This is a genomic window from Elstera litoralis (assembly GCF_000963705.1).
Classification (GTDB): Bacteria; Pseudomonadota; Alphaproteobacteria; order Elsterales; family Elsteraceae; genus Elstera; species Elstera litoralis.
The window spans coordinates 1-2,094 of sequence record NZ_LAJY01000438.1 but is presented as its reverse complement, the minus strand read 5'-3'; the positions used below and the strand labels follow the sequence as shown (position 1 = coordinate 2,094).

Genomic DNA, 2,094 nt, shown 5'->3' with positions numbered 1-2,094 from the left:
CTCTTTGATATGGGCGACCCCATTGCGCGTGGCCAGTTCCTGCATTTTTTTCAACAGGTTCTGCACGATGGTGGCCTTATCGGCATAGGCGAAGCATTTCTCCTTCCCCCCCGATGTAATCAGATGGAGCTCGCAGACCGAGTCTCCCGTCGAGGAGATTCGATCCCGAATATCTTCGATCTCTCCATCGATGGTGCGAACTGTTTCCATTCCGGCCCTATTGCTACCCTGCTCGGTGCCTCTGCGCCATCAACCCAGGAGGGGTGCGCCGCCGGCCCACACAATACCTGAAAACGCGCCGATCCGAAGAGGTGTGATACCACTTACCCACAAAGAATTAATTTATGCCGAATTTAGGCGTTGCCTCGCCAGCTTAATCTTTGCGCCATAGTGATGGCGCAGATGGGCACGCAACTCTGACCAAAGTTCCGGCCACGCCGGATCGGCGGCGGCGCGGCTATAGGTGAGCGCTTCGCGCAGCAGCCCCGAGACCCGCTCCCGGTCAATCCCCTGAAGGGCGCCTTCCCGGTAGCGGATTTCGCCGCCCACCATCGTCAGACACACGTCGCGGGCCGAGGCGCGATTGAGGATATTGTCGATCAGGCTCGCTTCCAGGTCGAGCGACGGGCCTTCGATGCCTTGCAACGACAGCGCCATCAGATCGGCAGGGCCGCCGACGACCAACCGTCCGGCGATCCCGGCAAGGCCGATGGCGCGCGCGCCATTCTCGGTCAGCATGCCGAACTGTTCGGCGGTGGTCGGGCGGTCGTCCCAGGGGCCGCCCTGGCTGATATCGGTAACGCGGGCAAGACCGGCGGCAAGGCGCAACTCGCTCAGCATATCCTCATCGTCGGCCAAGGCGCGGTTGTTGGTGCCGAGCGCGACCGGAATACCGGCACGCAGCAGCGGCCCCAACCGGGCGATGCCGTGGCGCAAGCGCAGATTGGAGCCGGGGGTTGAGACAGTGCAGACGCCGCGCGCCGCCAACAGCTCGATCTCGGCGGGGGAAAGCCAGACGCCCTGCACAATGGTCAGCGCCGGGCTGAGCAGGCCAAGCGTGTCGAGACGCGTCAAAACGCCTTCGGGATAAAGGCACTGGCAGACGGCCCAATCCACTTGGCTTTCATACAGAATCATATGCAGGCCGATGCCGCGCGCTTGAGCGTCGGCGGCGATCTTGCTCAGGTAGGCGTCGGAAACATATTGCGGGCCGGGCAGGGCATAGCGGAACGTCAGCGTTGGTTCCGTTCCGAACTCGGCCAGCAGCCGCCCCATCAGCGCAATCGTATCGTCGGCGGACCCGGCATAGGTCGGCAGCGAGGGTTCGGTGAGCAGCGCGCTGAGTTCGGGCGACAGCCGGTCGAGAAAGACCGGCAGTTCTTCGCTGGGCGAGACAATCTGACCCTGGTCGAGCCCTGAAACGCAGATAACTGTGCGCAGGCCCGCTTCGAGGTAACCGCGAATGGCAGCGCGCAACTCGCCTTCATAATCGCCCGTGCCCTGGCTGGCCCCGGCGTGCAGCGCGGTGGTGACGCCGTGGGACAGCATATCGGTAGCGGCGACGAGGGCGAGCGGATAGGGATCGAGCGAGGTGCGCGCGAGCCGCACCATCAGCGCGTTATCGAGCAAATCATCGCCGGGGGTCAGCGGGGCGGCGGTCATCGCGCGGCCCTGCTGGTGAGCATTGATGAGGCCGGGCAGAATGATGCAATCGTGCAGCCGTTCGACCGCGACATCGGGATGCGCTTCGATCAGGCTTGTGACGAGATCGATGGCGGCAATCTTGCCCTCTTGCACCAGCACGGCGAAATCGGGCAGCAGCCCTTCGGGGTCGCTGCTGGGCAGAATATAATCGGGGGCGAGAATCAAGGATTCGGTCCCGCCGTCCCCTAGATCCAAATCATGATCCAACGCGGGGCGGTGTGCATCCGGGCGGGCCGGAAAAGTGAGGGCGGAACGGGTCATCGACACACACGCATCCTTGAGACAAGCCAAATGAGGCCGGCCAAATGAGACTGGCCAAATGAAACCGGCCAAAACCGAAAGCCGGTTCATACTCTGCCTTATATGTCGGCGTGTTGTCCCGATCTTTCA

Annotated in this window: 2 protein-coding genes; both read right to left on the bottom strand. The window is 62.8% G+C overall.

The genetic code is table 11. From position 1 onward, the window contains the following. On the bottom strand, positions 1-210 hold a 210-nt coding region (locus VZ95_RS15290; protein WP_045776625.1), incomplete at its 3' end, for a hypothetical protein. Positions 211-342: 132 nt separating this feature from the next. Then, entirely contained in the window at positions 343-1,965 is a 1,623-nt protein-coding gene (locus VZ95_RS15285) for an amidohydrolase family protein (RefSeq protein ID WP_045776624.1), read from the bottom strand. Between the last annotated feature and the right edge of the window lie 129 nt (positions 1,966-2,094).